This window comes from Streptosporangium sandarakinum, from assembly GCF_013409935.1.
GTDB lineage: Bacteria > Actinomycetota > Actinomycetes > Streptosporangiales > Streptosporangiaceae > Streptosporangium > Streptosporangium nondiastaticum.
The window spans coordinates 902,400-927,570 of record NZ_JACCCO010000001.1 but is presented as its reverse complement, the minus strand read 5'-3'; the positions used below and the strand labels follow the sequence as shown (position 1 = coordinate 927,570).

The 25,171-nt window shown below is 72.9% G+C and carries 19 protein-coding genes; 13 read left to right on the top strand and 6 right to left on the bottom strand.

Annotation, left to right across the window (positions count from 1 at the left end):
* Positions 1–189: 189 nt before the first annotated feature.
* Positions 190–4,695: a glutamate synthase large subunit gene (gene gltB, locus HDA43_RS03990; protein WP_179818351.1), complete on the top strand. Its 4,506-nt coding sequence runs from the start codon at positions 190–192 to the stop codon at positions 4,693–4,695.
* A 15-nt stretch (positions 4,696–4,710) separates the two neighbouring features.
* The gene (locus tag HDA43_RS03985) at positions 4,711–6,189 is read left to right on the top strand and encodes a glutamate synthase subunit beta (RefSeq protein WP_179818350.1); all 1,479 of its coding nucleotides are present in this window, start codon (positions 4,711–4,713) and stop codon (positions 6,187–6,189) included.
* A 240-nt stretch (positions 6,190–6,429) separates the two neighbouring features.
* Here HDA43_RS03985 and HDA43_RS03980 read toward each other — a convergent pair whose 3' ends face one another.
* Positions 6,430–7,077 (bottom strand): O-methyltransferase, encoded by a 648-nt coding sequence (locus tag HDA43_RS03980; protein WP_179818349.1) that lies wholly within the window; start codon positions 7,075–7,077, stop codon positions 6,430–6,432.
* Positions 7,078–7,261: 184 nt separating this feature from the next.
* On the opposite strand from HDA43_RS03980, the gene HDA43_RS03975 reads away from it, so the two are divergent.
* The 7 genes from HDA43_RS03975 (at position 7,262) to HDA43_RS03945 (ending at position 18,545) form a co-directional block, all read left to right on the top strand.
* On the top strand, positions 7,262–9,055 hold the full coding sequence (locus tag HDA43_RS03975; RefSeq protein ID WP_179818348.1) for a S8 family peptidase: 1,794 nt from the start codon (positions 7,262–7,264) through the stop codon (positions 9,053–9,055).
* 231 nt (positions 9,056–9,286) lie between these two features.
* On the top strand, positions 9,287–10,717 hold the full coding sequence (pyk, locus tag HDA43_RS03970; RefSeq protein WP_179818347.1) for a pyruvate kinase: 1,431 nt from the start codon (positions 9,287–9,289) through the stop codon (positions 10,715–10,717).
* A gap of 93 nt (positions 10,718–10,810) precedes the next feature.
* Complete coding sequence (locus tag HDA43_RS03965) at positions 10,811–11,272, top strand: hemerythrin domain-containing protein (protein WP_179818346.1); 462 nt, start codon at positions 10,811–10,813, stop codon at positions 11,270–11,272.
* 304 nt (positions 11,273–11,576) lie between these two features.
* The gene (locus tag HDA43_RS03960) at positions 11,577–12,104 is read left to right on the top strand and encodes an acyl carrier protein (RefSeq protein ID WP_281395015.1); all 528 of its coding nucleotides are present in this window, start codon (positions 11,577–11,579) and stop codon (positions 12,102–12,104) included.
* Positions 12,101–16,645, top strand: a complete 4,545-nt coding sequence (locus HDA43_RS03955) for a non-ribosomal peptide synthetase (protein ID WP_179818344.1) — start codon at positions 12,101–12,103, stop codon at positions 16,643–16,645. The genes HDA43_RS03960 and HDA43_RS03955 overlap by 4 nt, the downstream gene beginning before the upstream one ends.
* Positions 16,642–17,529 (top strand): thioesterase II family protein, encoded by an 888-nt coding sequence (locus HDA43_RS03950; protein ID WP_179818343.1) that lies wholly within the window; start codon positions 16,642–16,644, stop codon positions 17,527–17,529. The genes HDA43_RS03955 and HDA43_RS03950 overlap by 4 nt, the downstream gene beginning before the upstream one ends.
* A complete protein-coding gene (locus tag HDA43_RS03945; RefSeq protein ID WP_179818342.1) occupies positions 17,508–18,545 on the top strand; it encodes an LLM class F420-dependent oxidoreductase in 1,038 nt (345 codons plus the stop codon). Before HDA43_RS03950 ends, HDA43_RS03945 begins: the two co-directional genes overlap by 22 nt.
* A 140-nt stretch (positions 18,546–18,685) precedes the next feature.
* On the opposite strand, the gene HDA43_RS03940 is transcribed toward HDA43_RS03945, so the two are convergent.
* Entirely contained in the window at positions 18,686–18,988 is a 303-nt protein-coding gene (locus HDA43_RS03940) for a helix-turn-helix domain-containing protein (RefSeq protein ID WP_179818341.1), read from the bottom strand.
* A gap of 66 nt (positions 18,989–19,054) precedes the next feature.
* Here HDA43_RS03940 and map point away from each other — a divergent pair, with 66 nt between their 5' ends.
* The gene (gene map / locus HDA43_RS03935) at positions 19,055–19,831 is read left to right on the top strand and encodes a type I methionyl aminopeptidase (protein WP_179818340.1); all 777 of its coding nucleotides are present in this window, start codon (positions 19,055–19,057) and stop codon (positions 19,829–19,831) included.
* Between the two features lie 157 nt (positions 19,832–19,988).
* On the opposite strand, the gene HDA43_RS03930 is transcribed toward map, so the two are convergent.
* Positions 19,989–20,681, bottom strand: a complete 693-nt coding sequence (locus HDA43_RS03930; RefSeq protein ID WP_179818339.1) for an aspartate/glutamate racemase family protein — start codon at positions 20,679–20,681, stop codon at positions 19,989–19,991.
* Positions 20,682–20,758: 77 nt separating this feature from the next.
* Between HDA43_RS03930 and HDA43_RS03925 the strand changes: the two genes are divergently transcribed.
* The gene (locus tag HDA43_RS03925) at positions 20,759–21,679 is read left to right on the top strand and encodes a LysR family transcriptional regulator (RefSeq protein ID WP_179818338.1); all 921 of its coding nucleotides are present in this window, start codon (positions 20,759–20,761) and stop codon (positions 21,677–21,679) included.
* 20 nt (positions 21,680–21,699) lie between these two features.
* On the opposite strand, the gene HDA43_RS03920 is transcribed toward HDA43_RS03925, so the two are convergent.
* Complete coding sequence (locus HDA43_RS03920) at positions 21,700–22,662, bottom strand: VOC family protein (RefSeq protein ID WP_179818337.1); 963 nt, start codon at positions 22,660–22,662, stop codon at positions 21,700–21,702.
* Positions 22,663–22,758: 96 nt separating this feature from the next.
* Here HDA43_RS03920 and HDA43_RS03915 point away from each other — a divergent pair, with 96 nt between their 5' ends.
* Positions 22,759–23,337, top strand: a complete 579-nt coding sequence (locus HDA43_RS03915) for a TetR family transcriptional regulator (RefSeq protein WP_312872975.1) — start codon at positions 22,759–22,761, stop codon at positions 23,335–23,337.
* Between the two features lie 190 nt (positions 23,338–23,527).
* Here the strand turns inward: HDA43_RS03915 and HDA43_RS03910 are convergent, their stop codons facing one another.
* Complete coding sequence (locus HDA43_RS03910; RefSeq protein ID WP_246423903.1) at positions 23,528–24,073, bottom strand: cupin domain-containing protein; 546 nt, start codon at positions 24,071–24,073, stop codon at positions 23,528–23,530.
* 50 nt (positions 24,074–24,123) lie between these two features.
* Positions 24,124–24,513 (bottom strand): nuclear transport factor 2 family protein, encoded by a 390-nt coding sequence (locus tag HDA43_RS03905; RefSeq protein WP_179818335.1) that lies wholly within the window; start codon positions 24,511–24,513, stop codon positions 24,124–24,126.
* Positions 24,514–24,578: 65 nt separating this feature from the next.
* Here HDA43_RS03905 and HDA43_RS03900 point away from each other — a divergent pair, with 65 nt between their 5' ends.
* The gene (locus tag HDA43_RS03900) at positions 24,579–25,079 is read left to right on the top strand and encodes a MarR family winged helix-turn-helix transcriptional regulator (protein WP_179818334.1); all 501 of its coding nucleotides are present in this window, start codon (positions 24,579–24,581) and stop codon (positions 25,077–25,079) included.
* Positions 25,080–25,171: the final 92 nt, after the last annotated feature.

The window sequence follows — 25,171 nt, the reverse complement described above, 5'->3', positions numbered from 1 at the left end:
CCCGTCACCGCCCGCGGGAGCGGAGAGCCACCATAAAGGGCGGAAAACCGTAAAACATCTGTCAAATGGTCACTATGTGGACAGGATGGCCGTGTTTTGGACGGGGTACTGTAATGTCGAAACACTACGCAGCAGGGCCAACGTCGTCCCTTGCTTGATCCAGAGCAGTGAGACGACGGGAGGGATTCAATGCCTGCTGCCCACTTCGGCTTCCCCGAGCCCCAGGGCCTGTACCACCCCGAGCACGAGCACGACGCCTGCGGGGTCGCCATGGTCGCCGACGTGGCCGGGCGCCGCAGCCACGACATCGTCGTCAAGGCCCTGACCGCCCTGTGCAACCTCGACCACCGCGGGGCCCAGGGGAGTGAGCCGGACACCGGCGACGGAGCCGGGATCCTCACCCAGATCCCCGACGCGTTCCTGCGCGCCGTGACCGGTTTCCCGCTCCCCGAGGCGGGCTCCTACGCCGCCGGCACCGCCTTCCTGCCCGCCGCTCCCGAGGCCCGCGACACCGCCGTGCGGCTGATCGAGGAGATCGCCGCGGAGGAGGGGCTGACCGTCCTCGGCTGGCGCGACGTGCCGACCGACCCGTCGCTGCCCGGGCCCAGCGCCCGCGCGGTGATGCCGTCCTTCCGGCAGCTCTTCGTCGCCTCCGCCGAAGGTCGGCGCGGCCTGGAGCTGGACCGGCTCGCCTTCTGCCTGCGCAAGCGGGCCGAGCACGAGGCGGACGTCTACTTCCCCTCGCTGAGCTCCCGGACGATCGTCTACAAGGGCATGCTCACCCCCGGCCAGGTCGAGCGGTTCTTCCCCGACCTGACCGACGAGCGCTACGAGACCGCGATCTCGCTGGTCCACTCGCGCTTCTCGACCAACACCTTCCCGTCGTGGCCGCTGGCCCACCCCTACCGCTACGTCGCCCACAACGGCGAGATCAACACGGTCCGGGGCAACCGCAACTGGATGCGGGCCCGCGAGGCCATGCTGGAGACCGCCGCGATCCCGGGCGACCTGTCGCGGCTCTTCCCGATCTGCGACCCCGACGGCTCCGACACCGCCTCCTTCGACGAGACGCTGGAGCTGCTCCACCTCACCGGGCGCTCGCTGCCGCACGCGGTGCTGATGATGATCCCCGAGGCGTGGGAGAACCACACCGAGATGGACCCCGCGCGGCGGGCCTTCTACGAGTTCCACTCCACCCTCATGGAGGCGTGGGACGGCCCCGCCTCGATCACCTTCTCCGACGGCACCCTGGTCGGCGCGGTCCTCGACCGCAACGGCCTGCGTCCCGGCCGGTTCTGGGTCACCGCCGACGGCCTCGTCGTGCTCGCCTCCGAGGCCGGCGTGCTCGACATCCCGCCGCAGGACGTGGTCCGCAAGGGCCGCCTGCAGCCCGGCCGGATGTTCCTCGTCGACACCGCCCGCGGCAAGATCATCGAGGACGACGAGATCAAGGCGGAGCTGGCCGCCGAGCTGCCCTACGCCGAGTGGCTGCACGCCGGGCTGGTCCGCTTCGAGGAACTGCCCGCCCGCTCCCGCGAGATCCCCAGCCACGGCGCGCTGGTCAGGCGCCAGCAGACCTTCGGCTACACCGAGGAGGAGCTGCGGATCATCCTGGCCCCGATGGCCAGGGCCGGCGCCGAGCCGATCGGCTCGATGGGCACCGACACCCCGGTCGCGGTGCTGAGCGAGAAGCCCCGGCTGCTGTTCGACTACTTCAGCCAGCTGTTCGCGCAGGTCACCAACCCGCCGCTGGACGCCATCCGCGAGGAGCTCGTCACCTCCCTGTCCAGCACCCTCGGCCCCGAGGGCAACCTGCTGGAGCCCGGACCGGCCTCCTGCCGCCAGCTCGTCCTGCCGTACCCGGTGATCGACAACGACGAGCTCGCGAAGATCATCCACATCAACGACGAGGGCGCGCTGCCCGGCTTCCACCCGCACGTCGTCTCCGGCCTGTACGAGGTCGCCGGCGGGGGAGAGGCGCTGCTGCGCCGCCTGGACGAGATCCGCGCCGAGGTCTCCGCCGCGATCGAGGGCGGCGCCCGCGTCATCGTGCTGTCCGACCGCGGCTCCACGGAGACCCTCGCGCCGATCCCGTCGCTGCTGCTCACCGGCGCGGTCCACCACCACCTCATCGCCGAGAAGACCCGCACCCGGGTCGGCCTGGTCATCGAGACCGGCGAGGCCCGCGAGGCCCACCACATGGCGCTGCTCATCGGCTACGGCGCCGGCGCGGTCAACCCCTACCTCGCCATCGAGACCGTCGAGGACATGGTCGCCACCGGCGCGCTCGCCGGCGACCCCGCCAAGGCCGTGCGCAACCTCATCAAGGCGTACGGCAAGGGCGTCCTGAAGGTCATGTCCAAGATGGGGGTGTCCACCGTCGCCTCCTACACCGGCGCGCAGATCTTCGAGGCCCTCGGCCTCGGCGCCGAGGTCATCGACACCTGCTTCGCCGGGACCACCTCCCGCCTGGGCGGCGTCGGCTTCGACGTCCTCGCCGAGGAGGTCGCGCGGCGCCACCGCCGCGCCCACCCGCGCGTGGACAACGCCCACCGCCGCCTGGAGGTCGGCGGGGAGTACCAGTGGCGCCGCGAGGGCGAGCCGCACCTGTTCAACCCCGAGACCGTCTTCAAGCTGCAGCACGCCACCCGCTCGCGCCGCTACGAGATCTTCAAGGAGTACACCTCCATGGTGGACTCCCAGGCCGAGAGGCTCATGACGCTGCGCGGCCTGTTCCGGCTCCGCGAGGGCATCCGCGAGCCGGTCCCGATCGAGGAGGTCGAGCCGGTCTCCGAGATCGTCAAGCGGTTCTCCACCGGCGCCATGTCCTACGGCTCCATCTCGATGGAGGCCCACGAGACCCTCGCCATCGCGATGAACCGCCTGGGCGGCAAGTCCAACACCGGCGAGGGCGGCGAGGACCCCGAGCGGCTGCGCGACCCCGAGCGCCGCTCGGCCATCAAGCAGGTCGCCTCCGGCCGGTTCGGCGTGACCTCCGAGTACCTCGTCAACGCCGACGACATCCAGATCAAGATGGCCCAGGGCGCCAAGCCCGGCGAGGGCGGCCAGCTCCCGGGCCACAAGGTCTACCCGTGGATCGCCAAGACCCGGCACTCCACCCCCGGCGTCGGCCTCATCTCGCCGCCGCCGCACCACGACATCTACTCCATCGAGGACCTCGCCCAGCTCATCCACGACCTGAAGAACGCCAACCCCGCGGCGCGCGTGCACGTCAAGCTCGTCGCCGAGGTCGGCGTCGGCACGGTCGCGGCGGGCGTGTCCAAGGCCCACGCCGACGTCGTGCTGATCTCCGGCCACGACGGCGGCACCGGCGCCTCCCCGCTGACCTCGCTCAAGCACGCCGGCGCCCCCTGGGAGCTCGGCCTGGCCGAGACCCAGCAGACGCTGCTGCTCAACGGCCTGCGCGACCGCATCGTCGTCCAGGTCGACGGCCAGCTCAAGACCGGCCGCGACGTGGTCATCGCCGCGCTGCTCGGCGCCGAGGAGTACGGCTTCGCCACCGCCCCGCTGGTCGTCTCCGGCTGCGTGATGATGCGCGTCTGCCATCTCGACACCTGCCCGGTCGGCGTCGCCACCCAGAACCCCGAGCTGCGCAAGCGCTTCTCCGGCCGGCCCGAGTTCGTGGTCAACTTCTTCGAGTTCATCGCCGAGGAGATCCGCGAGTACCTCGCCGCCCTGGGGTTCCGCAGCCTGGAGGAGGCCGTCGGCCACGCCGAGCTGCTGGACACCGCCTCGGCGGAGGACCACTGGAAGGCCGCGGGCCTGGACCTGTCGCCGATCCTGCACCGCCCGGAACTGCCCGGCGGAGCCGCGCTGCGCCGCGTCCGCGAGCAGGACCACGGGCTCGCCGCCGCCCTGGACAACACCCTGATCCAGCTCGCCGAGGGCGCGCTGAACGACGGCCGCCCCGTCACGCTGGAACTGCCCATCCGCAACGTCAACCGTACGGTCGGCACCATGCTCGGCCACGAGGTGACCAGGCGGTACGGCGGCGCCGGCCTGCCCGACGACACCGTCGACATCCGCTTCACCGGCTCGGCCGGCAACTCCTTCGGGGCCTTCCTGCCCCGCGGCGTCACGCTGCGCCTCACCGGCGACACCAACGACTACGCCGGCAAGGGCCTGTCCGGCGGCCGCGTCACGCTGCGGCCGCACGAGGAGGCCCCGCTGGAGGGCCACATCATCGCCGGCAACGTCGCCCTGTACGGCGCGACCTCCGGCGAGATGTTCGTCCGCGGCGTGGCCGGCGAACGGTTCTGCGTCCGCAACTCCGGCGCCACCGCGGTCGTCGAGGGCGTCGGCGACCACGGCTGCGAGTACATGACCGGCGGCCGGGTCGTCGTCCTCGGGCCCACCGGCCGCAACTTCGCGGCCGGCATGTCCGGCGGCGTCGCCTACCTGCTCGACCTCGACGCCGCCCGCGTCAACCGGGAGATGGTGGAGATCGAGGCGCTCGGCGACGACGACGCCGATGAGCTGCGCGGGCTCCTGGAGCGGCACCTGGCCGAGACCGGCTCCACGGTCGCCAGGGCCCTGCTCGCCGACTGGGACCCCGGCCGGTTCAGCAAGATCATGCCGACCGACTACAAGCGGGTCCTGACGGCCGCCGAGGCCGCCCGGCTCGAAGGACGAGACATCGACGAGGCCGTCATGGCGGCCGCCGTACAGGGATAGAAGGGGGCGTAACCGATGGCCGACCCGAAGGGTTTCCTCACGCACGGGCGCGAGCTGCCGGCCCGCCGCCCGGTGGACGTGCGCATCCGCGACTGGAAGGAGGTCTACCAGGACTTCCCGCGGCCCGCGCTGACCAGGCAGGCCTCACGCTGCATGGACTGCGGCATCCCGTTCTGCCACAACGGCTGCCCTCTGGGCAACCTCGTTCCCGAGTGGAACGACCTGGTCTACCGCGACGACTGGCGGGAGGCCGCCGAACGGCTGCACGCGACCAACAACTTCCCCGAGTTCACCGGCCGCCTGTGCCCCGCCCCGTGCGAGTCGGCGTGCGTGCTCGGCATCAACTCGGACCCCGTCACCATCAAGCGGGTCGAGGTCGAGATCATCGACCGCGCCTTCGCCGAGGGCTGGGTCGCCCCCGCGCCTCCGGCCGCCCGCACCGGCAGGCGTGTCGCGGTCGTCGGCTCCGGCCCCGCCGGACTGGCCGCCGCCCAGCAGCTCACCCGGGCCGGGCACGACGTCGTGGTCTTCGAGCGCGCCGACCGGATCGGCGGCCTGCTGCGCTACGGCATCCCCGAGTTCAAGATGGAGAAGCGCCACATCGAACGCCGCCTGGAGCAGATGCGGGCCGAGGGGACCGAGTTCCGCACCGGCGTCGACGTCGGCGTCGACGTCACCGCGGCGCAGCTGCGCGAGGAGTTCGACGCCGTCGTCCTGGCCGGCGGCGCCACCCTGTGGCGAGACCTGCCGGTCGCCGGCCGCGACCTGGGCGGCGTCCACCAGGCGATGGAGTACCTCCCCGAGGCCAACCGGGTCCAGGAGGGCGACCTGCGGGCCCCGGCGATCGACGCCGCGGGCAAGCACGTCGTCGTGATCGGCGGCGGTGACACCGGCGCCGACTGCATCGGCACCGCGATCCGCCAGGGCGCCGCATCGGTCACCCAGCTGGAGATCATGCCCAGGCCCCCGGCGGAGCGCCCCGGCAGCCAGCCGTGGCCCACCTACCCCATCCTGTTCAAGATGGAGAGCGCCCACGAGGAGCTCACCGAGGGCGGCGGCACCCGCGTCTACGCCGCCTCCACCACCGAGTTCGTCGGCGACGGCGACGGGAACATCAGGGCGCTGCGCCTGGTCGACGTCGAGGGCCCGGCGAGCGGCTTCGCGCCGATCCCCGGCACCGAGCGGGAGATCCCGGCCCAGCTCGTCACGCTGGCCATGGGCTTCCTCGGCCCGGAGAAGGGGTCCCTGCTGTCCGACCTGGCCGAGGACGGCGGCGAGGGCTTCTTCGACGCCCGCGGCAACGTCGCCCGCGACACCTCCTACATGTCCAAGGTGGACGGCGTGTTCGTCGCCGGCGACATGGGCCGCGGCCAGTCGCTGATCGTGTGGGCGATCGCCGAGGGCCGCTCGGCCGCCTCGGCCGTCGACCGCTACCTCACCGGCGACACGGCCCTGCCCAGGGCGATCCCGCCGACCGCCCGCCCGCTGGTCTGACGTCCGCGCCGGGAACCTCCGGCGCGGGCCACACGGCGCCGCGGAGGCCGCGCGTCCCGCACCGGGGCGCGTGGCCTCCGCCGCGTCCGGGAGACCGCGCCGGGAGCGGACCGTGCCCGCCCTTCCCGCGTGTGCCCGCCCCTCCCGCGTGTGCCCGCCCTTCCCGCGCGGGGCCGCGCCGTCATCGGGGTCGGGGCTCGATTCGGAGTCCTTGCCCGCCCTTGCCGCGCGGGGCCGCGCTCAGCGCCGCCGGGCGAGCGTCACGCCGTCGCGCATCGGCAGCATCACCGACTCGACGCGGTCGTCGGCCACCACGATGTCGTTCATCCGGCGCATCACGACGTCCGGCTCCTCCTGGAAGGACTCGTCCAGCACCCGGCCCGAACGCAGCACGTTGTCCAGCACGATCAGGCCGCCCGGCCGCAGCCGGGTGACCAGCTCCTCGTAGTACGAGGGGTAGCTCACCTTGTCGGCGTCGATGAACGCGAAGTCGATCACCGGGTCCGCCGGCAGCGCCCGGAGCGTCTCCAGCGCCGGGGCGATCCGCAGGTCGATCCGGTCCGCCACGCCCGCCCGCTCCCAGTAGCGCCGGGCCACCGAGGTCCACTCCTCGCTGACGTCGCAGGCCAGCAGCCGCCCGTCCGCGGGCAGTCCGCGGGCGATGCAGATCGACGAGTATCCGGTGAACACCCCCACCTCGACGGCCCGCCGCGCCCCCACCAGCCGGACCAGCATGGTCAGGAACGCGCCCTCGTCCTGCGTGATCTGCATGCTCGTGAAGTCGGAGAACGCCTTCCGCGTCTCGGCCGCCAGATCCCGCAGCACGTCGTCGGCCGGGGTGGAGTGGGCCAGCACGTAGTCGTTGACGGCGGGGTTCACGATGTCCATGTCGCCTCCTGGATCATTTTCTTCCGGGACCCTACCCCGCCCCTCCCGGAACCCGGCCCGGCCTGGGCCTCCGGAGCCTCCCCGCCATATCGAAAAGACCCGTGGGAACGACGCCCGCGTTGCCTGAGTGGTCGAATACCGGGAAGGATGGCCCCTTGGTCCGGACAGCCGTGGAGGGGATCGGATGAGTCGCTGGAGCAGGAACCTGTCGGGCGTGACGGCGGTGGTCGCCCTGGCGAGCACTCTCGCGGTGGGCGGACCACCCGGCGCCTCGTCGGCCGAGACCGGACGGCTCCGCGACTACCTCGTCTTCTACCCCGGCGGCGGGCACGACCGGGCGGTCGCCGCGATCGGCGCGGCCGGCGGCACCGCGACGGCCACCGAGCCCAGGCTCGGCTACGTCGCCGCCCGGGGCCCCGGCGACCGCTTCGTCGAACGCCTGGCCGCCAGCGGCGCCGTCGCGGGCGTCTCCTCCGACCGCGCCATCGGCTTCGCGGCGTCCGCCCCGGCCCTCCCGGCCGGCGCCTCCGCCTCCGCCTTCGCGGCCACCGGCCCCCGCGCTCCCCGCGACTCCCGGACCGGCGGCGCGGGCCACACCGCCGGTGCCGCCTCCCGCACCGGTCACGCCGGCCGGGCCGCGCGGTCCGCCTCGCGCATCGGCCTGATCACGCAGCCCGCCTCGCGCACCGGCCGGGCCGCGCCCGCCGCCGAGCCGCTGGCCTCCCGCCAGTGGGACATGAAGATGATCGGCGCCACCGCCACCGGCTCCCACGCCACCGCACCGGGCAGCAGGAAGGTGCTCGTCGGCGTCATCGACACCGGCATCGACGGCAAGCACCCCGACATCGCCCCCAACTTCGACCGCGCCCTCAGCCGCAACTTCGTCACCGACCGGCCCAAGGACTCCACCGGCGCGACCCTCGACGGCCCCTGCGAGTTCACCGGCTGCAAGGACCCCGTCGACTGGGACGACGACGGCCACGGCACCCACGTGGCCAGCACGATCGCCTCGCCCGTCAACGGGCTCGGCGTCGCCGGCGTCGCCCCCGGCGTCACCCTCGTCAACCTGCGCGCCGGTCAGGACTCCGGGCTGTTCTTCCTCAAGCCCAGCCTCGACGCCCTCACCTACGCCGCCGACGCCGGGATCGACGTGGTCAACATGAGCTACTACATCGACCCCTGGCTGTTCAACTGCCGCGCCAACCCCGCCGACTCCAAGGCCGAGCAGCTCGAACAGCGCGGCGTCATCACCGGCATGCAGCGCGCCCTCGACTACGCCCGCAAGCGCGGCGTCACCCTCATCAGCGCCCTCGGCAACGAGTCCACCGACCTCGGCAGGCCCCGGACCGACACCGAGAGCCCCGACTACCCCGCCGATGCGCAGCGCACCCGCCGGATCGACAACTCCTGCCTGAACGTCCCGGCCGAGTCGAAGGGCGTCATCTCCGTCGCGGCCCTCGGCCCCAGCAAGCGCAAGGCCTACTACTCCGACTACGGCGTCGAGCAGACCGACCTCGCCGCGCCCGGCGGCGACGAACTCGACGGCCGCGGCATCGACGAGACCAGGACCATCCTGGCCGCCGCCCCCGAGCACGCCCTCCGCGCCCAGGGCCTGATCTCCCGTGACGGCCGGCCCACCTCCCCCTCCGTCATCCGCGACTGCCACGGCGGCACCTGCGCCTATTACCAGTACCTCGCCGGCACCTCCATGGCCGCCCCGCACGCCACCGGCGTCGCCGCCATCCTGATCAGCCGCTTCGGCAAACCGGGGAAGGGTGGTCTCACCATGCCGCCCGCCGACGTCCAGCGCCTGCTGTACGCCACCGCCTCCAAGCGGTCCTGCCCCTCGCCGCGCCGCTTCGTCTACCACACCGGGGGCGCCGGCGACGCCCAGACGTGCGAGGGGACCAGGGACCGCAACGGCTTCTACGGCAGGGGCATCGTCGACGCCGCCAGGGCCGCCACCGTCCGGCCCTGACCCCCGGCCGTACGGCTCGCGCCCCGGGCCGTACGGCGTGCCCGGCCGGTCGCGCACGCCGTACGGCCGCCGCGCGGGGACCCGCGGCGGTGACCGCGGGTGACCTGCGGGGGAGGGGAGGCCGGTTCGCCATACCCGCCCCCGGCCGGTAGCGTTGAGGCCACCGAGTTTTTCATGCCTGCTCCGGGCAATGTAACGACCAGGTGGTCTGTACCAATTAGGCTGGGAACCGTGACTCGTCGCGCGAAAATCGTCTGCACCCTCGGCCCTGCCACATCCTCACCCGAACGCCTGCGTGAGCTCATCGCCGCCGGCATGGACGTGGCCCGTTTCAACCTCAGCCACGGCAGCCACGAGCTGCACAAGGAGGTCTACGACAGGGTTCGGGAGGCCGCGGCCGAGCTCGGCCGCGGCGTGGGCGTGCTGGCCGACCTCCAGGGCCCCAAGATCCGGGTCGGCAAGTTCGAGGAGGGGCCGATCCGCCTCGGCTTCGGTGACGTCTTCACCATCACCACCGAAGAGGTCCCCGGCGACCGGGACCAGGTCTCCACCACCTACCTCGGCCTGCCCAAGGACGTCCGCCCGGGCGACAGCATCCTCGTCGACGACGGCCGGGTCCACCTCGAGGTCACCCGCATCGACGGCCCCCGCGTCACCACCCGTGTGGTCACCGGCGGCATGATCTCCGACAACAAGGGCCTCAACCTCCCCGGCGTCAACGTCAGCGCCCCCGCGCTCACCGACAAGGACGAGACCGACCTGCGCTGGGCGCTGCGCACCGGCTTCGACATGATCGCGCTGTCCTTCGTCCGCCGTCCCTCCGACGCCGACGTGGTGCGCAACATCATGGAGCAGGAGGCCGTCCGCCTCCCGCTGCTCGCCAAGATCGAGAAGCCGCAGGCCGTCCAGCGGCTCCCCGAGATCGTCGAGGCGTTCGACGGCATCATGGTCGCCCGCGGCGACCTCGGCGTCGAGCTGCCCCTCGAAGAGGTGCCGATCGTCCAGCAGCGCGCCATCGAGCTCTGCCGTGAGAAGGCCCGCCCGGTCATCGTCGCCACCCAGATGCTCGACTCCATGATCAGCTCTCCGCGGCCCACCCGTGCCGAGGCGTCCGACGTCGCCTACGCCGTGATGGACGGCACCGACGCGGTCATGCTCTCCGGCGAGACCTCGGTCGGCCAGTATCCGGTCCAGGCCGTCGAGACCATGAGCCGCATCGCCAGCGCGGCCGAGAAGCGAGCCCTCAAGGCCACCCACAGCCTCGACCGCCTGCCCGAGACCACCGGCGGCGCCATCGCCCGCGCCGCCGCCGAGGTCGGCGCCATCGTCGGCGCCAAGGCCCTGGTCGCCTTCACCATGTCCGGTGAGACCGCCCGCCGCCTGGCCCGCTACCGCTCGCCGATCCCGCTGCTGGCCTTCACCTCCTCCCCGCACGTCCGCAGCCAGCTCGCGCTGAGCTGGGGCGTCGAGACGTTCGAGGTGCCGTTCGTCCACCACACCGACGACATGGTCCGCCAGGTCGAGGCCGCCCTGCTGGCCCACGCCCGCCTGGAGAAGGGCGACAAGGTCGTCATCGTCGCCGGATCGCCTCCCGGCTCGCCCGGCTCGACCAACGCCCTGCGCGTCCACACCATCGGAGCCGCGGTCTCGCACCTCTCCTGACCAGGCCCGGCGCCCGCCGCGCGGAGAATTCTCCGCGCGGCGGGTGTAGGCCCCCTCCTCCCGGGTAGTCGGCCCCGGACGAAGGAGGGGATCATGGCACGGGACGTCATCAGCATGATCATCGCGGATCATCGCGACATCAGAGCGATCTTCGGCCGGCTTCGCCGGGAGCCGGCGGCCCGCCCCGCCCTGCTCGTCGAACTCGCCGCCAAGCTCGTCGCCCACGACCGGGGCGAGGAGGAGATCGTCTACCCCGAGATCACCAGGGTGGACCCGCGGGAGGCCGAACACGCCCGCCACTCCGTCGACGAGCACCAGCGCGCCGAGCAGAGGCTCCTCCACCTGCTGGACATCGCCCCCGCCGCCGCGGATTTCGAGCCGCAGCTGGACGACCTCGCCGACATGATCACCCGCCACTTCGCCGCCGAGGAGGAGGGGATCCTCCCCGCCCTCGCCGCGGCGCTTCCCCGGCACCGCCTGGAGGAACTCGGCCACGCCTTCGCCCGGCTCACCGCCGAGGAGATCCGCATCGGCCTCTCCGCGGGGAACCGCTGATCGGGGAACCCGGCCGCATCCTCGGACGACACTGATCCCGGAACCCGGCCGTGTCCCCGGACGACGTCGATCCGGGAACCTGGCCATGGCCCCGAACGAGGTTGATCCGTGACCCGGTCGCGCCCCGGATGACGTTGGCCCGGGAACCTGGCCGTGGCTCCGGACGACGGCGGTCCGGTGCCCCGGTCGCGTCCCGGATGACAAAGGCCGAAAAATACGGTCTTGTCGTGTCCTGAATCCTTCAAGAGGATCGGCACAGGGCGCCCGCGCGGCGGTGCGCCCGACGCCGAGCGAAGGGTTGCGGATGATCCAGGGCAGTCGGCCGGTGGACCCGGGAGAACAGCATGGCGGCGGCGCGAGAGGTGCCGCGGACGTCCGGGGACGCCCGGGACGGCCCGTTCCGATCGCCGACCGGGTCACCGGGATGATCGAAAGCCGGCTCGGCCGGCCGGTCGACCCCGACGAGAACTTCTTCGAGGCCGGGCTCAACTCGATGGCCCTGGTCGAGCTGCACGCGGACATCACCGGCACATTCGAGATCGACATTCCGGTCACCGCGATGTTCACCCGTCCCAACGCGCGGGCCCTCGGCCGCCTCGTCGAAAGCACCCGCGCCGACGCCCCGGCGCCGGGAGGCCCGGCCGCCGGCTCCCCGACGCCCGGCTCCCCGGATCTCCGCGGCGCCCCGGCACCCGGCTCCCCGGCGGGCGGCTTCCCGGCGGGCGGAGCTTCGGAGCAGGCCGGAGACGACTCCTCGCGGCCCCGCCCGTCCGGCGGCGGCCGAAGGGACGTCCGGGCCCGCATCCGCCGGGGGCCGGGAGCGTCCCGGTGACGGGACGCCGGTCGATCGCGGTGATCGGCACGGGGCCGCGCGGACCGCTCTCCACGGCGTCCGCCGAGGCCGCGCTGGGCGACGCCGGGCACGACCCGGCGCGGCCCCCCGGCGTCCTCGCCCTGCACGAGAGCGTGGAGGCCGCGTGCCGGGCCCTGCTGTCCGGCGGGTGCGACGTGGCGGTCACCAGGGCGGGCGCCGTCCTGGCCGGGCTGGGACCGGCGGACCGCGCGGTCGCGCTGCGGAGGCTGGGGGAGGCGCTTCTCGACGGCGATCCCGTGCGCGCCGTACTCGACACGGACTCCGCGTCCGGTCACCCGGTGGCGGGGGAGGGCCTTCCGCCGGTCCTCCTGTCGTCCGCCGCCGGGCCCCGCGTGGTCGTCTGGTCCGGGCGCACCGCGGAGGAGGCCGACGCCGTGCGGCGAAGCCTGGCCGGCTTCTTCGCGTCGCTTCCCCAGGAACGGTTCGCCGACGCCGTCGCCACGCTCCAGCGGGGCCGCACGCCGTATCCGTTCCGGGGAGCGGTCGTCTGCTCGACCGCGGCCGAGGCCGCGCGCGCCCTCACCATCGCCGCCACGGCCCCCGAACCCGTCCGGGACGGCGCCGGGGTGCGCTTCGTCTTCCCGCCGGGCGGAACCGGGCGGCTGGGCGCCGCCCTGTACGGGGTGGAGCGGCTGTTCACCGAGTCCATGGACGTCTGCCTGGAGGAGTTCGAACGGCACGGGATCGACCTCCACGACGAGTGGCTCGCCGGGAAGCGGGACGACGCCCCGGTCACCTTCGCGGTGACCTGCTCGCTGGCGGCCACCCTGACCGGCTGGGGCGTCACGCCCGCCGCCTGCTCGGAAGCCGGCTCGGGGGAGGGCGCGGGGGAGATCGCGGCCGCCGTCGTCGCCGGGAGACTGGAGATCGGTGAGGCGGTCGCCCGGGTGGCCGGCGGCGGGGCCGCGGCCCCCGGCCCGGCGGGGACGGACGGGGTGCCGGGGTTCGGCGAGGTGGCCGGCGGCAGGACACCCGTCCCTGGTACGCCGGAGACGGACGGGGAACCCACCCTGGTCCTCGGCCCGGCCGCGTCCTCTCCGGGCGGGACGGCGATCGACTGCGGAGACGACCGGCACGGCCTGGTGACGGCGCTCGCGCGGCTGTGGACGCTCGGCTGCCGGGTCGACTGGGAGGCGCTCGACCCCGATCACCCCTTTCAGCGGCTGTCCGTCCCCAGCGGTTCCGACCCCGTCCCGGAGGAGACGGTCTCCGAAGGACCGGCGGGACAGGCGGGCGGCCTCGAAGGGCCTGCGAAGCGGACCGGTGGTCTCGAAGGACCGGCGGAGCGGGCCGGTGGGGTCGAAGGACCGGCGGAGCAGACAGGCGGGCCCGAAGGATCCGCGAGGAAGGCGGGCGGGCTCGAAGGGCTGCCGGAGTCGGTCGAGCCCCCGCGCCCGCCGGGGGCCGTGCCGTACTCGTTCTGGGTGCTGGAGCAGCTGGCGGGCGGGAGCGGCGTCTCCAACCTGGCGGTGGCGTTCCGGACCCGCGAGCCGCTGCGCCGCTTCCCCCTGCAGAACGCCGTCAACCGTCTCCTCCGGCGGCACCCGGCCCTGCGCCTGCGGTTCCCCGAGGTGGACGGAGCCCCGGTCCGGCACCTCACCGCGCCGCAGGACGCGCGGATCACGCTGGTGAGCGCGGCCACCACGGAGGAGACGATGGTCGCCGACCTGCAGGCGTTCCTGGACGAGCCCTTCGACCTCGCCGGGGACCTGCTGTTCCGGGCGGGCCACTTCACGTTGCCGGACGACGGCGGAAGCGTGGTCTGCCTGGTCGCCCACCACATCGTGGTCGACGCGACATCGATGCAGTTCCTCGTCGAGGAACTGGGCGCCTTCTACGACGCCCAGACGGGCCAGGCGCCGCTGCCCGCCGGGCTCGCGGGCCCCGCCCCGATGCTGGAGCCGGGCCGGGCGTCGCGGGAGTCGATCGGCTACTGGCTCGACCGGCTGGAGGGCGCCGACCCGGCCGCCATGCTGCTGCCCGGCAGCCGGCCCTCTCCGGTGCGGCCCACGTTCGCCGGGCACACCTGCTCCTGGGAGGTGGACGCGGCGACCCGGCGGGCGCTGGACACCCTGCGGACCCGGCTGCGCACCACCGACAACATGGTGCTGACCAGCGCCTTCCTGCTCGCCCTGCGCTGCCACGGGGCCGGCCCCGACATGGTGGTCGGCGTGCCGGTCAGCACCAGGACCGCCGCGACACGCGACCACGTCGGCTACGGCGTCAGCACGATGCCCCTGCGGGTGCGGACCGATCCGCGGGAGGGGTTCGCGGCCCTGGTCAGGAGGGTGGAGGACGCCTTCTTCGAAGGGGTGGAGCACGCCGACGCCTCCGTCGAGGCCGTCCTCGTAGAACGCGGGCACGGTACCGGCGACTGGCGGGTGCCGCTCTTCCGGCACATGTTCAACTACCGGCCGTGGACCGACGAGCGGGTGAGCATCCAGGGCTCCGTGCCCGAATACGTCGAGGACCTCTTCGACCGCAGCCGCCTGGACCTGCAGTGCATCGCCGTACACGAGCCGGACCGGCTCACCGTCCGGGTGTGGCACAGCACGGAGGTCCACGACGAGACCGAGATCACCGCTTTCGTCGCACGGATGGCCTCGCTGCTGCGGCAGGCGGCCGAGGACCCCGAACGGCCGCAGCGCGCCCTGGAGGCGTTCTCCTCCGGGGACCGGGCGCTGCTGGACCGCCTGAACGACACCGGCCGCCGCCGGAGCGGCCCGCCCGCGCTGCCGGAGCGGATCGCCGCCCATCGGGGGGACGCCGTCGCCGTCGTCGACGGCGATCGGGAGGTCCGCTACGGGGAGTTGCTGGACGCCGCCGCGGGCGTCAGGGACGCGCTCCTCTCGCGCGGGGTCGGGCCCGGTGACATCGTGGCGCTCGGCCTCGGACGCTCGGTGGAGCTGGTGGCGGCCGTGCTCGGCGTGTGGGCGGCCGGAGCCGCCTACCTGCCCCTGGACCCGGGCCACCCGGAGTTGCGCCTGGCCTACCAGGTCCGGGACGCCGGGGCCCGCCTGGTGATCGCTCCCGCCGGGGTCCCGTGGGCGGGGGAGGTACCCGTCCTGACGGTTCCGTACGGCTCCGCCCCACCCGGCGCCGGCTCCGCGCCCGTCTCAGCCCCGGCCGCCGGGGACGCGCTCGCGTACGTGATCTACACCTCGGGGTCCACCGGGCGGCCCAAGGGCGTGGCCGTGACCCACGGCAACCTGGCCAACCTCGTCCTGGACTTCGCCGAGCGGCTGGGGCCGGACGCCGCGGCCCGGGTGCTGTGGTCCACCACCCCCTCCTTCGACATCTCGGCCCTGGAACTGCTGCTGCCGCTGGCCGGCGGCGGCACCCTGGTCATCGCCTCCGACGCCGACCGGCTCCGGCCGCGCGGGCTCCTGGACCTCGTCGTGGCGCGGGACGTGCGCGTCGTGCAGGCCACGCCGACGGCGTGGCGGCTCGCCGTACCGGAGGCGGGCGGCGAGCTGGCCGGGCGGACAGTGCTGTGCGGCGGGGAGCCCCTGCCGGCGGCGCTCGCCAGGGACCTGCTGGCGCTGGGCTGCCGCCTGTTCAACGTCTACGGGCCCACCGAGACGACCATCTGGTCCACCGCGGCCGAGATCGCGGAGGCCCCGCGCGATCCGGTGCCGATCGGCGCGCCGCTCGCCAACACCCGGGTCTTCGTCCGGGACGCCGACGGGCGCGAGGCCCCGCCGGGGGTCCCCGGGGAGCTGTGCGTGGCGGGCGACGGGGTCGCCGCGGGATACGTCAACCGGCCCGAGCTGACCGCCGAGCGATTCGGCGCGCACCCCCGCCACGGCCGTTTCTACCGCACCGGCGACCTGGCCAGGCTCCGGCACGACGGAACCCTCGAACTGCTCGGCCGTGACGACCGGCAGGTCAAGCTGCGCGGGCACCGGATCGAGCTGGGCGAGGTCGAGGCGGTCCTGCACGACCACGGGACGGTCGGGGCCGCCGCCGTGGTCGTCCGCGGCGACACGATGACGGCGTTCGTGCGGCCCGCGCGGGAGCCGTCCGACCCGGCGGCCTGGCGCGAGGAGCTGTGGCGCCACGCCCGGACCCGCCTGCCCGACTACGCGGTCCCCTCGGGGTTCGTGCTCGTCGACCGCTTCCCGGAGACCGGCAACGGAAAGATCGACTACCGGAGTCTCACCGTGCCCGAGGAGGAGCACCCGGTGGCGGAGCCCGCCGCGACGGGCTCACGGCTGGTGGACGGGGTCCTGCGGCTCTGGCGGGAGGCGCTCGGTCGCCCCGGGCTCGGCGAGCACGACAACTTCTTCCTCAGCGGGGGGCACTCGGTGCTCGCCGTACGGCTGATCGCCCCGCTGGAGGAGCTCGTGGGGCACCCGATCGGGGTGCGCGCGATCTTCGACCACCCCACCCCGGCCGGGCTGGCCGCGTTCGCCGGAACATTCGCCGGGCGGACCGGGGCATTCACCGGGCGGGCCGGGACGTCCGCCGGGGAGACCGAGGAAGGAGCGGGCCGTTGACCGCACCGTGGTTCGTGCCGGTCGGGGGGCGGCCCGAGGGCCGCGTCCGGCTGTACGCCTTCCCCAACGCCGGGGGAGGCCCGGCGTCACTCACCGGGCCGGCCGCCGCCTTCCCACCCGAGGTCGAGGTGTGGTCGGTGAACCTGCCGGGCAGGCAGGCCAGGCTGGCCGAGCCGCCCCGCGACGACCTCGACGGGCTCGTCGAGGACCTGGCCCGCGACCTGCTGACGACCGCGCGCCCGCCGTACGCGCTGTTCGGCTACTGTAGCGGCGCGCTGCTGGCGTACCTGGTCTGCCGCCGCCTGACCGAGCTGTCCGCACCCGGCGGACCGCCACCGGCCCCCGGGCGGCCGGCCTCCGGGCCGTCGCCGGGCATCGGGCGGCCTGCCTCCGGGCCGTCGCCGGACGCCGGCTCGCGGGCGGGGTCCGCCCCGGGGCCGGCCGCGGAGCGCCCGATCCTGCCCGAGCGGCTGCTGGTGGGCTCCTTCGCCGCGCCGGACGTCGCGCTCCTGCTGCGCAGGTTGCCGTCCCTGCCGTCGTGGCTGTTCTGGGAGCAACTGATCGAGCTCGGCGGGGTCCCGGCCGAGGTCGCCGAACGCGAGGCGCTCAGGCCCATCCTCGAACCCGCGCTCCGCGCCGACTTCGGCATGCTCGCCGGCTACCGGCACGTCCCCGCCCCGCCGCTGCCCGTCCCCATCACCGTCCTGTACGGCGGGCGCGACCGCTCGGTCTCCCGGGGCGGGCTGCTCGGCTGGCGCAGGCAGAGCGTCCACCGGCCGTCGCTGCGCGAGCTCGACGCCTCCCACTGGCTGGCCGAGGAGGCTCCCGACCGGCTGGCCGCCGCCATCACCGAGGAGATCGGATGCGTCTGGGCTACAGCATGAGCTACTGGGGCGGGGCCGGGCTCGGCCCCGCCGACCACCTCGCCCTCGTCCGCGAGGCCGAGCGGCTGGGGTACGACTCGGTGTGGGCCGCCGAGACCTACGGCACGGACCCGGCGAGCCTCATGGCCTGGATCGCGGGCCGTACCGAGCGGATCGGCCTGGGCACCGGCGTGCTGCAGATGTCGGGACGCAAGCCGGTGGTCGCGGCGATGACGGCCGCCACGATCGACCAGGTCTCCGGCGGCCGGGCCCGGCTGGGCGTGGGCGTCTCCGGACCCCAGGTCGTGGAGGGCTGGCACGGCGAGCCCTTCGACCGGCCGGTGGAGCGGGCACGCGACTACCTGTCGGTGCTGCGGCTCGCCCTGGCCGGACGGCCGGTGAGCCATTCCGGGCCGACCATGACGCTGCCGCTGCCCGGCGGCCAGGGCAAGGAGCTCTCGCTCGCGGTGTCCCCGGTGCAGGAGCGGCTGCCCGTCTACCTGGCCGCCATGGGGCCCAGGACGACGGCCCTCGCCGGTGAGCTGGCCGACGGCTGGCTGGCCATCCACTTCCCGCCCGGCCACCTCGCCGAGCGCACGGCCGAGCTGCGCCGGGGCGCCGAACGGGCGGGCCGGAGCCTGGACGGCTTCGACGTGGTCCCGATGGTCCTGACCATGGTGGACGAGGACGAGGAGCTGGCCTACGACATGATGCGTCCCATGCTCGCCCTCTACCTGGGGGGCATGGGCTCGCGCCGGACCAACTTCTACAACCGCCTGGCCCATACCCTGGGGTTCGGCAAGGAGGCCGAGGCGGTGCAGGAGGCGTTCCTGGCCGGGCGGCAGGGCGAGGCGATGTCCCTGCTGCCCGACGCGCTGGTCGACGCGATGACGATGTGCGGTCCGCCGGGCAAGCTGCGCGAGCGGGTGGCCGCCTACCGCGAGGCGGGGGCGACCGGCCTGGTCGTCGGCCTGGTCACCCCCACCCTGCGGCTGCGCCTGGAGCAGCTGGAACTCGTCGCGGGCCTGGTGGCCTGAGCCCCGTTCCGCGGATCCTCCCGGCGGGCGGGGCGGTCCGCGGAACGGGCCCTGAGGCGCGCCGACCGGGGGCGTCGGCCGGAAGCCGTGCCTGCGCTCCTCTCCGGCCGACGCCGCCGGCGCGGTCGCGGAACCGAGGCTCAGGAGGCGATCCGCTCACGGGTGCCGTGACCGGGGCCGGTCGGTTCGGCATCGCGTTCGGGCCGGCTGATCTCGGCCCACACCTCGTCGAGGGAGAGGCCGAGGACCTCGGCGATCGCCGCGATGGTCGGGAAGGCGGGGGTGGCCACGCGGCCCGACTCGATCTTCCGGAGGGTCTCCGGTGAGACACGTGCGTCGAGCGCGGTCCCGAGCATCGAGCGCTCTCCCCTGGCCCGGCGTAGGAGGGCGCCGAGGCGCCGTCCGCGTTCGACCTCTGCGGGAGTGAGCGGCAGTCTGACCATGACTCCGATTCTAGTACCGGTATAGTATGGCCGGTATAGTTATTGGTTGCATGAGAAGGACACCCCATGATCGAGATCCTGAACCCCACCCTCCTGGCCCGGGCAAGGGACACGGGCGCCCTGGTCGCCGACATCCTGCAGACGCTGAAGAGCCGCAGCACGGTCGGCACGAGCCTTCTGGACATCGACCGGTGGACCAAGACAATGATCGCCGAGGCGGGGGCGCTGTCCTGTTACGTCGACTACGAGCCGTCCTTCGGACGCGGCCCGTTCGGCCACTACATCTGCACGGCCGTCAACGACGCCGTACTCCACGGACGGCCGTACGACTACACGCTCGCCGACGGCGATCTGCTGACCCTCGACCTCGCCGTCTCCAAGGGCGGAGTCGCCGCGGACGCCGCCATCAGCTTCATCGTGGGCGACACGAAGCCCCCGGAGAGCGTCGCGATGATCAGTGCGACCGAACGCGCGCTGGCCGCGGGGATCGCCGCCGCCGGGCCCGGGGCCCGCGTCGGCGACATCTCCCACGCCATCGGCACGGTCCTCAGCGAGGCGGGGTACCCGATCAACACCGAGTTCGGAGGTCATGGCATCGGATCGACGATGCACCAGGACCCGCACGTCTCGAACACCGGGCGGCCCGGCCGCGGGTACAAGCTGCGCCCCGGGCTGCTGCTCGCCCTGGAACCGTGGGTCATGGCGGACACCGCCAGGCTCGTCACCGACGCCGACGGGTGGACGCTCCGAAGCGCGACAGGCTGTCGGACGGCCCACAGCGAGCACACCATCGCCATCACCGACGACGGAGCCGAGATTCTCACCCTGCCGAAGCAGGCGTGACCGTGAGGCCGACGCCACAGGCCCGGCCGCGGCATCACGACCACCGCTTGTGGAGACCCATGGTCTCCGCCGGTCACGGGTTGATCATCGGCCGGAAGTACGGTGACGGCCGGCTGAACGACCATCGATCAGCGGGCCCCGGCGCGGGCCGCGCCGTTCACCGCGACGCCAGGTCGGCGGCGTGTTCGACGTGGATGCGGGTGGAGTCGAACACGGGAACGGCGCTGTCCTGGGGGCCGATGAGAAGGGTGATCTCGGTACAGCCCAGGATGACCCCCTGGGCGCCGCGCTCGGCCAGATCGGCGATGATCCGCCGGTAGGCCTCACGGGAGGAGTCCTCGACGCGGCCCTGGGTGAGCTCCCGGTAGATGACGTCGTGCACGAGCGTGCGGCCGGGCTCGTCGGGCACCAGGATCTCCAGCCCGTGCCTGAGCATCCGGGATCGGTAGAAGTCCATTTCCATGGTGAAGCGGGTGCCCAGCAGCCCCACGGTCGTGAGGCCGGCCCGGGTGATCCGTTCCGCCGTCGCGTCGACGATGTGGACGAAGGGAACACCGATCGCCGCCTCGACGGCCTCGGCGACCCGGTGCATGGTGTTGGTGCACAGCAGGACCATCTCCGCCCCGGCCTGCTCGAGGGTCTTGGCCGCCTGGGCGAGCCGCCGCCCGGCGGCCTCCCAGTCTCCCGCGCGCTGCATGGCCTCGATCTCGGCGAAGTCCAGGGTCAGCAGCAGGCTCCGGGCGCAGTGATGGCCGCCCAGTCGCCTGCGGGTCTCCTCATTGAGCAGCCGGTAGTACTCGGCGGAGGATTCCCAGCTCATGCCGCCGATCAGGCCGATGGTCCGTGTCATGGGCCCATGGTGACCCACGGGTGAGGCTCATAGGTAGACCTGCGTTTCTTGGACGACCCCCAAGCAATACTTATGGCATGGATGCCCACCGCCTGCTCATCTTCCGGCAGATCGCGCATTCCGGTTCGATCGCGGGGGCGGCCCGCTCTCTCGGGTGGACGCAGCCGGCGGTCAGCCAGCATCTGCGCCATCTGGAGCGCCAGGTCGGGTTGGCGCTCGTGCTGCGCCGCCCGCGCGGGATCCAGCTCACCGAAGCGGGCACGGTCCTGCTGCGCCACGCCGACGCCATCGCCACACGGCTGCACGCCGCCGATGACGACCTCGACGCGCTGGCCCAGCTGCGGGAGGGCACCGTCCGGCTCGCCGCGTTCCCCTCGGCCAGCGCCGCGCTCGTTCCCGCCGCCATGAGCCTGCTGGCCCAGCGCCATCCCGGCATGGACGTACGGCTCCGCGAGGCGGAGCCCCCCGAAGCGCTGGACCTCCTCGCCACCGGTGAGGTGGATCTGGCTCTGACGTTCACCCACGCGGGAGAACACCCGGCCGACCACCCCGGGTTGGTGCGGGTCGTGCTGGGGGAGGACCCGGTCCGGCTGGTTCTGCCGCGCTCCCACCCCCACGCGCACGCCGCACCGCCCGACCGGCCGGTGAACCTGCGGCTGCTGTCGGAGGAGAGGTGGGTCGGGGGGTGCGAACGGTGCACCGCGAACCTGCTTCAGACCTGTCAGGACGCGGGCTTCGTCCCGGACATCCGCCACAGCACCGACGACTACGTGGTCACCCAGGCACTGATCGCCCGCGGCCTGGGGATCGGGCTGCTCCCGCAGCTCGCCCTCGACGCCTTCCGGAATCCCGGCGTCACCGTTCGCGTGGCCGCGCAGCTTCGTCCCCGGACCGTGCACCTGATCCATCATCGCGAGGCGGATCACATCCCCGCGGTCCGCAGCGCCGTACGCGCCCTCCACGACACCGTCTCTCCCCCGCCACCAGGCTCGTCGTGAGCCACGGCTTCCGGGCGGCCTCAGCCGTCCTGGCGGAAGACGATCGCGACGCCCAGTGCGGCGCCGGCGGGCACGAACATCTTCTCGGGGCCGGTTCGGATGACCGGGACGTCGTTGTCGCGCAGGAGTTCTTCGGTGGCGGAAAGGTCGCGTACGGCCACCGCGTAGGCGACGAACGCGGGCAGGGCCGCCGGACGCTCACCGGGTAGCAGGCCGGCGAGCGCCGATGCGGCCACGACGGTGACGTTCGCCCGGTCGAAACGCGTCACCCGACCGTGTCGTGCCCGGCCGAAGTAGCTTTCGTAGCGGCGCGCCAACTCGGGCAACGCCGTGTCGGCCACGCACAGCACGCATTCGACCAGCCCGGTCGCGCCGTTGGGATGGTCGGTGCGCCGCCGATCCCGGGGCGCCTTGACCGGTGCGTTCTCGGCGAACCCGATCCTGCCCTCCGGTACGCGTCCCGGTGACGGATGGAGGCGGGTGATCTCCAGGTAGCGAGCAGGCTCCATTCTGGTCCCCGTGGCGGTCTCGACGGGCCGCTGGATGTCATGGACGCCACCGTGGCCGACGTCGTCGGCCGTCAGCCGCGCGGCCACGCGATCGATGTCGGGCGTGTCGGCGATCATGATGTGCACGCCCTGGAAGCGCCGCAGGAAGGACGCGATGTCGGCCGCGGTGGCGCGGATGGCGGCCCTCAGCCCCGGCACTTTGTCGTCGGATACCCGCAACGGGATCGGGCGCGCGTTGCCGGGCATGCGGCCGGTGTCACCGATGACGGCCACCAGTTCGACGAAACCGCACGGGAAGTACACGTGGGCGTTGGCCGCTCCGAACGGCTCCGCGGGGCCTCCCGGTGCGGCCGGCATGACGGGACAGGCGGGGGCGGCCACGGTGAAGCCGAGCTTCCGGTAAAGCTCCATCGCCTGGTCCATGTCCCGCACGATGTGGCCGACGTGGTGCAGGCCGTTGACGTCATGGCCCATGACGGGCACCTCCGGATCTCCCTGATCTGATAATTGTGAGAGTCTACTATCAATTGATAGAGAACACTTGTTTGTGTGCGCAGTACAATCTTCTGCGTGACTGAGATCGGACTGCGCGAACGCAAGAAGGCCAGGACCAGGGAGACGATCCTGCGTGAGGCGTTCAGGCTCTTCCGTGAGCGCGGCTACAACGTCACCACCGTCGAGCAGATAGCCGAAGCGGCCGAGATCTCCCCGGCCACCTTCTTCCGCTACTTCCCGACGAAGGAAGACCTGGTCACGCTCGACCGCTTCCCGCCTCTCATCGAGGCGCTGGCCTCCCAGCCGCCGGGCCCCCCGGTCACCGTGCTGCGCGGCGCGTTCCACACGGCGTTCGCCGCCCTGTCCGCCGAGGAGATCGCCGCAGGGCACGCACGGGAAGTGTTCGCGGCCACCGTGCCCGAGCTGCTGGTGGCCAACCTGCGGAGAAGCCCGGACCTGATCGGCGAGGTCCGCGCCATCGTGGCGGACAGGGCGGGATGCGCCGAGGACGACCCGCGGATCCGGAACGCGGTCGGCGCCGCCTTCGGTGTGGTGGCCATGGTCTGGGCGCAGTGGGCACGGAACTCCGGCCTGGACGGTCCGGCCGAGATCGACAAGGCGCTGGCCCACCTGGAGTCGGGCCTGAGTCTGTGAACCGGACGCCCGGGGCCGGCCGCCTGGCTCTCATCATCGGCCACGAGCACGGCCTCCTGCGGTGCGCAACGCCGCCGGCGGAAGGCGCGGTGGGGGACCGGATCCGGCGCTACGGAGCGATTGCGCTCCGAGCGCCGGATCCGGTTTCCCGGCGTGGCGGCCCCGGCTTCGTCCCAGGGCCGGGTTCGCGTCACCGCGCGCCGCGGGCCTGCCATGACTGCGCCGCCGGACCCTTGGCCATGTCGGTGAAATAGCTGTCGTGGTGGACGAAGAAGGCGAGCCGTTCCTCGTCGCTCATGCCGGCGAGGTGACCGACCCCTTCGAAGTAGCCCTCCCGGGCCGCGCCGGGGGTGAACAGCATCAGGAAGTCGACCGGCTCACCGGACTCGTTCCCGAAGGAGTGCAGGCCGCCCGGCGGCACGTGGAAGAAGTCTCCCGCCGATGCGTCGAACCATCGCCGGCCGTCGTAGACCCGCAGAGTCCCGGCCACGACGTAGAACGATTCGGTCATCGTCTTGTGGAAGTGGGTGCTCGTGCCCGCGGCTTCGGGGCTCATGCGGACCCGGTAGAGGCCGAACTCCCCGCCGGTCGATGCCTTGGTGGCGAGATAGTCGGTCCGTCCGCCGGACGGTGTGACGAGGTCTGCCGGTGTGTCGGCGGAGCGGAGACGTGCGCTGATCTCTCCGCGGTCTCCGTGATAGCGAGGCGGTGGGTAGTCGCTGTCCAGCCAGGACAATGTCATCTCCCTGTGTCGGGGGTCGATCGTGCGGGTGTTCAAGGACCTGCTCAGGCCCCGAGTGCGGTCAGGAGCGGTGCGGGGGCGTTGAGGAAGACCTCCAGGCCGAGCAGCCGGCCGTCCCTGATCTGCCAGACGTGCAGTTCCCGGACGGTGGCCGCCGCGCCGGTGCTCCGGGGGACGGTGCGGGCATCGCCGACCACGACGATGTGCTCGTCGCCTTCGATGAACCGGGACGGTTCGTAGACGGCATCGGCGCATTCGGCGACCTTGCCGAACATCTTCCGTACGCCCTCGTGTCCCCGGTAGGTGCCGTGCCACGGGACCGCGATCGACTGCCGGGAGACGAAGTCGGGGGCGAGCGACTCGATGAACCGGTCGAGATCGCCGTCGGTGAACGCCTGGTAGGCGGCTCGAACCGCCTCCATATTGCGGGACATGGACACCTTCCCTCATGTCTCTTACTGGTAAGATATCGATAAGAGACTAGCAAGAGAGGTGTGGGATGGGCGACGCCGTAGACGCGGTGATGGACGCTTGGCGCCGGGAGCGTCCCGACGTGGACATCTGGCCGGTCGGGGTGGTGGGCCGAATCCAACGGCTCGCCCGGCTGCTGGAGACGGAGATCCAGGACTTCTTCCGCCGGTACGGCCTGGACAACAGCGAGGCCGACGTTCTGACCACGCTCCGGCGTTCGGGCGAGCCCTACGAGCTGACCCCGGGCCAGCTCGTCAAGGCGTCAATGGTCACCTCGGGCGCCATCACCAAGCGCATCGACCGCATGGTGACCAAGAACCTCGTCGAACGGGTCCCGGACGCCGTCGACCGCCGCACGGTGCGGATCCGGCTCACCGCCCACGGCCGCCAGACCATTGACGACCTGTTCGCCCTGCACATCGCCAACGAGACACGCCTGCTCCAGGCCCTCGACCGCGACCGGGCGGACGGGCTGGCCGACGCGCTGCGCACCCTGTTGCAGTCGCTCGGCGACACCTCCCTCACCTGAGACGAACAGGCCGGCGACGAGGCCGGACGCAGGAGTCGGGCAGTCCGTCAGGTCCTGCGCTCGGGCCGGAGGCGGGAGCGGCGGTCAGCCGA

Excerpts from the sequence above, each read along its gene's own strand:
- gltB (WP_179818351.1), top strand. The coding sequence starts at position 190 with ATGCCTGCTGCCCACTTCGGCTTCCCCGAGCCCCAGGGCCTGTACCAC.
- HDA43_RS03985 (WP_179818350.1), top strand. The coding sequence starts at position 4,711 with ATGGCCGACCCGAAGGGTTTCCTCACGCACGGGCGCGAGCTGCCGGCC.
- HDA43_RS03980 (WP_179818349.1), bottom strand. The coding sequence starts at position 7,077 with ATGGACATCGTGAACCCCGCCGTCAACGACTACGTGCTGGCCCACTCC.
- HDA43_RS03975 (WP_179818348.1), top strand. The coding sequence starts at position 7,262 with ATGAGTCGCTGGAGCAGGAACCTGTCGGGCGTGACGGCGGTGGTCGCC.
- HDA43_RS03965 (WP_179818346.1), top strand. The coding sequence starts at position 10,811 with ATGGCACGGGACGTCATCAGCATGATCATCGCGGATCATCGCGACATC.
- HDA43_RS03960 (WP_281395015.1), top strand. The coding sequence starts at position 11,577 with ATGATCCAGGGCAGTCGGCCGGTGGACCCGGGAGAACAGCATGGCGGC.
- HDA43_RS03945 (WP_179818342.1), top strand. The coding sequence starts at position 17,508 with ATGCGTCTGGGCTACAGCATGAGCTACTGGGGCGGGGCCGGGCTCGGC.
- HDA43_RS03940 (WP_179818341.1), bottom strand. The coding sequence starts at position 18,988 with ATGGTCAGACTGCCGCTCACTCCCGCAGAGGTCGAACGCGGACGGCGC.
- map (WP_179818340.1), top strand. The coding sequence starts at position 19,055 with ATGATCGAGATCCTGAACCCCACCCTCCTGGCCCGGGCAAGGGACACG.
- HDA43_RS03930 (WP_179818339.1), bottom strand. The coding sequence starts at position 20,681 with ATGACACGGACCATCGGCCTGATCGGCGGCATGAGCTGGGAATCCTCC.
- HDA43_RS03925 (WP_179818338.1), top strand. The coding sequence starts at position 20,759 with ATGGATGCCCACCGCCTGCTCATCTTCCGGCAGATCGCGCATTCCGGT.
- HDA43_RS03920 (WP_179818337.1), bottom strand. The coding sequence starts at position 22,662 with ATGGGCCATGACGTCAACGGCCTGCACCACGTCGGCCACATCGTGCGG.
- HDA43_RS03905 (WP_179818335.1), bottom strand. The coding sequence starts at position 24,513 with ATGTCCCGCAATATGGAGGCGGTTCGAGCCGCCTACCAGGCGTTCACC.
- HDA43_RS03900 (WP_179818334.1), top strand. The coding sequence starts at position 24,579 with ATGGGCGACGCCGTAGACGCGGTGATGGACGCTTGGCGCCGGGAGCGT.